Source organism: Arthrospira sp. PCC 8006, assembly GCF_046480465.1.
In the GTDB taxonomy this organism is placed as follows: domain Bacteria; phylum Cyanobacteriota; class Cyanobacteriia; order Cyanobacteriales; family Microcoleaceae; genus Limnospira; species Limnospira platensis.
The window spans coordinates 1-3,777 of the sequence record NZ_PKGG01000334.1 but is presented as its reverse complement, the minus strand read 5'-3'; the positions used below and the strand labels follow the sequence as shown (position 1 = coordinate 3,777).

Below are 3,777 nucleotides of genomic sequence, written 5' to 3'. Positions count from 1 at the left end.
GATTTCTCTAAGCGTCGGGACATATAAACAGTTATGGGATGGTCAGGGAAGCGACTCCCTATATTCCACCAAGGGGTGGAAGTCCCACCGGGCAGTTATTTCGGGTATTGCAACCCTATGCGCGTGCCTGAACGTTTCGCACCTCCTTGTTAAGAGTACAGCAACCTCTCATTGTCCAGAGCTGTTTTATCATCGCGGGTGTGGCGATGTAGTAGCTGAAGGTTCTTGTATTCATCCTTTCCACCTTGGCTTCGAGGTATAATGTGGTCAACTTCAGCTAGGTCTGATGGGGTGAAATATTGCCCACACCAGGTGCACCTGCCTTTCTGTTTCTTAAGTAGTTTTGCTACTCTTGTTGGCGTGTCGATTGCTTGTCCCTTCCTGATTGCCCAGTAAGTCCAATTTCCGTCGTATGGTGTTGCGTCAGGGCGCACTAGGGTATGTCTGACAATCGGAGTCCAATTATGTTTCCAGAATTGGAATCCATCTTTGGTTTGGAATAACCAAGATTCATGCCTTTCTTTCCCATTACTAAGTTTAACCGTTCCATGTCTGAAATAGTTTCTTAGCTTTTCGTAACTTGCCTTTTCGCATCTTGATACTGTCCATGCCCGTAACATTAACCAGATTGTGTTATCTAGTTTGTCGAAGGTCTCTGATGAGACGACCCCTGAATAATAATTTGACCATCCCCGAATAATCGGATTTAGTTTACTTATCCGGGCTGACTGAGGTGCTGTTTTATGTTGTTTGATTACACCTTTAATCACTTCTGTATGGGCTTTAACTGCTTTACGGCTGGGTTTAATGTGGGTTTTGAATCCTAATAGTTTCCCATGTGGACTTTTCCCAGTTTTATGTTTTCCTGCCGGGTATTGCCTGATATTGAATCCCAGGAAGTCGAACCCTGGTTCCTCTGTTTTGCCATCATACTTAATAGGATTAAGCGTGTGGCAAATTCGAGTCTTTTCAGGTTTTATTTCTAGTCCAACAGGTTTTAACCATTCGGAGATAGCAGTTTGGCACTGTTCAATAATTTCGAGTGATGGTGATATCACTACAAAATCATCGGCGTATCTTATTAAGGTGGCTTGTACCTTTCCTTTTTTCTTGGGATACCCTGTTTCTATTAATCCAACCATTCCCAACAGTGCAATGTTGGCTAGTAGTGGACTTATTACCCCTCCTTGTGGTGTCCCTGCTTTTGTATCCTCAAACACGCCGTTGTCCAAAACACCTGATTTTAACCATTGTTTTAGGTCTCTTTTCAGGCTGCTTGGACAATGAATTTTGGACAGTAGGTAATCATGGTTCACGGTAAGAGCATTTTGTTAGGGGTCGAGATAAACTTCACAGCCTACCCCTCCCATTCCAAACCGTGCTCGCGAGTTTCCCAGCACACGGCTCCTGATGTAGATACCCCTTTTGTCACTGGGAACAGGGTTACAACCCCCTGCTTTATGACCTCAACTTTCAAAGCTATATGCTTGCGTTAGTCTTTCAACTCGCTTTCGCCATTAAACTCTTACTTATCGCGGTCTCTATATCCACACCGTGATTAGTGGGCATATCCTAACCATTACAGTTAGGCATTGGCTTTCAGTCACATCCTTTCCCCTTAAAGGTATACGCTTACACTTTTCACTACTGTGCAGGTACATCCTGCCACTTGAGAGCCTAAAAGGGGTTTAAACGTTCCATCTATGCGGGCATTCCATCTTTAGATTTGTCCTATCCACCGGGGTACTTTTAAAGGTCTGTGTAGGTAGTTATAGCAGCCTCCTACTTTTTTTCCCTCGCCCTTTTGAGCGCAGCGTATCAACCTATTTCGCTACTGACGCATTACAATGGTTCAAGCCGGACATTCGGTTTCCCTAATCATGGATGGTTGGCAGTGGTCGAGTGAGAGGTAGGTTCCTYTATTAYGCCTTCCGTTCCCCGCTTCAACCCGTTGAGTGTGAATCCTCAAATTGGGGGTGGCTACCGCCGTTACTCTCAACCTTACGTTATACTCAAGGGGTTCGTGCGAAACGTTTAGGAGTGAAATAGGGCTGCAATGCCCGAAATAACCTCTTAGTGGGACTTTCACCCCTTGGTGAAATATAGGGAGACGCACTCTCATTCTTATCCCTAGACCATCCCATAACTGTTTATATGTCCCGACGCTTGGAGAAATCTAAGCAAGGCAGGGAACTCARGGTCAAGACAGAACGTTAGAACAGAGGAAGTTGTGAGCCTACTATGATAGAGCGNAGTGGAGAGTTACGGCGGTAGCCACACCCAGTTTGAGAAATCATAACCCGTCAGATTGATGCGGGGAACGGAAGGCATGAAACTCGGGGTGGCTACCGCCGTTACTCTCAACCTTACGTTATACTCAAGGGGTTCACAACTCCCCTCTTTTTTTCGCTCAGTCTTGACCTTGAGTCTCTCTGCCTTATCTGGTTGTCGAAGCCAGATGTTGAGACACATAGATAGTTATGGGATGGTCAGGGGTGCGAATCCCTTATATTCCACCAAGGGGTGGAAGTCCCACTAGGAGGTTATTTCAGGCATTGCAGCCCTATTTCACTCCTAAACGTCTCGCACGCCTCAATAGCATCTAAAATATCCTGTAAGCGCTCCTCTGGTTTTCTCATAAAGCGATCGCCTCACTTAAAACTCGATCCTTAATGCGGGCTTTCAGCATATCCACCGTAGCCACATCCACCTTACGCTGGAGTAAATTCTCCAAATCGAGCAATAAACCCGCAGGAAACCAAGGGGTAATTTTTTCTAGGTCGTAGTCAATCAAGAAATCAATATCACTATCCTCATCAGCCTCACCTCGCGCCACAGAGCCAAAAATCCTTACATTCTTTGCTCCGTGTTTTTGAGCAATAGCGAGAATGTCCTCACGTTTTTGTCGTAGTAAATTAAGATTGGGTTTTTCTTTTAGGTCACTCATCATTCGCCCCTCCGCCAACTTCTGTAATTTCATTTAACGCCATCTCCAACTGCGCCACACTGGGCAAAACCGCCCGCAACTCCTGCGGTAACTCCTGCTGATACCGGGCAAGAAGGGGAGTAATCACCTTTGCGCCCCAGCCCTCCTGAGCCTGCCGTGCTAAAATTTCCCGCCCAATTTGCCAATACAACAAAACCAACTCTCGGTTAACCGCCAGATCCGCCCGCACCTGAGCCGATCGCATCCGCTGCTTCAGGTCAGCGGGCAACGCGCCATAACCTTCTGGCATCCTCTCAAAAGTCATAGCCCAACCCTCGCAAATTCTCCCGAATCGCCGCCTCCAGCCGTGCCGACTCCTTAAACTGTTCCCCCAGCTTCCCCGTCAATTCCGCCATCCGCTCCTCAAAGGGCACGTCGTCTTCCTCAGCCGCCGCCGCCCCCACATACCGCCCCGGTGTCAGCACGTAGTTATGCCCCCGGATGTCGTCTAAACTGGCAGACTTACAGAACCCCGGCACATCCTCATAACGGCTCCCTTCTCGCCAGTGGTGGTAGGTATCCGCAATCTGCGCCACGTCCTCATCGCTAAACTCCCGCCGGGTTCTGTCCACCATGTAGCCCAACTTGCGGGCATCAATAAACAGGATCTCCCGCCGGCGGTCTCTTAACTTCTTATCCCGCGCGATGCCGTTTGACTTATCCTTTGCCAAAAACCACAGACAAGCCGGAATCTGGGTCGAATAAAACAACTGCCCCGGCAAGGCAATCATGCAGTCGATCGCATCCCCCTCAATCATAGCCTTGCGGATCTCCCCCTCGCCGCTCTGCTG

Annotated in this window: 4 protein-coding genes and 1 pseudogene; all 5 read right to left on the bottom strand. The window is 48.0% G+C overall.

Features of this window, described 5'->3' with window-relative positions:
- Positions 1 to 149: 149 nt before the first annotated feature.
- Positions 150 to 1,316, bottom strand: coding sequence for a group II intron reverse transcriptase (locus tag B9T16_RS26685; RefSeq protein WP_014274444.1), 1,167 nt, complete (start codon positions 1,314 to 1,316; stop codon positions 150 to 152).
- A 696-nt stretch (positions 1,317 to 2,012) separates the two neighbouring features.
- Positions 2,013 to 2,205 (bottom strand): annotated as a pseudogene (locus B9T16_RS26680) (hypothetical protein); the annotation flags it as partial.
- A gap of 430 nt (positions 2,206 to 2,635) precedes the next feature.
- Positions 2,636 to 2,947, bottom strand: a complete 312-nt coding sequence (locus B9T16_RS26675; RefSeq protein WP_006616260.1) for a nucleotidyltransferase family protein — start codon at positions 2,945 to 2,947, stop codon at positions 2,636 to 2,638.
- Positions 2,940 to 3,251: a DUF1016 N-terminal domain-containing protein gene (locus B9T16_RS26670; RefSeq protein WP_410246174.1), complete on the bottom strand. Its 312-nt coding sequence runs from the start codon at positions 3,249 to 3,251 to the stop codon at positions 2,940 to 2,942. The genes B9T16_RS26675 and B9T16_RS26670 overlap by 8 nt, the downstream gene beginning before the upstream one ends.
- The coding region (locus B9T16_RS26665) for an N-6 DNA methylase (protein WP_410246173.1) at positions 3,241 to 3,777 on the bottom strand (537 nt) is incomplete at its 5' end. The genes B9T16_RS26665 and B9T16_RS26670, both read right to left, overlap by 11 nt.

Bases quoted from the DNA above. Each gene is read 5' to 3' on its own strand.
- B9T16_RS26670 (WP_410246174.1), bottom strand. From the start codon at position 3,251: ATGACTTTTGAGAGGATGCCAGAAGGTTATGGCGCGTTGCCCGCTGAC.
- B9T16_RS26675 (WP_006616260.1), bottom strand. From the start codon at position 2,947: ATGAGTGACCTAAAAGAAAAACCCAATCTTAATTTACTACGACAAAAA.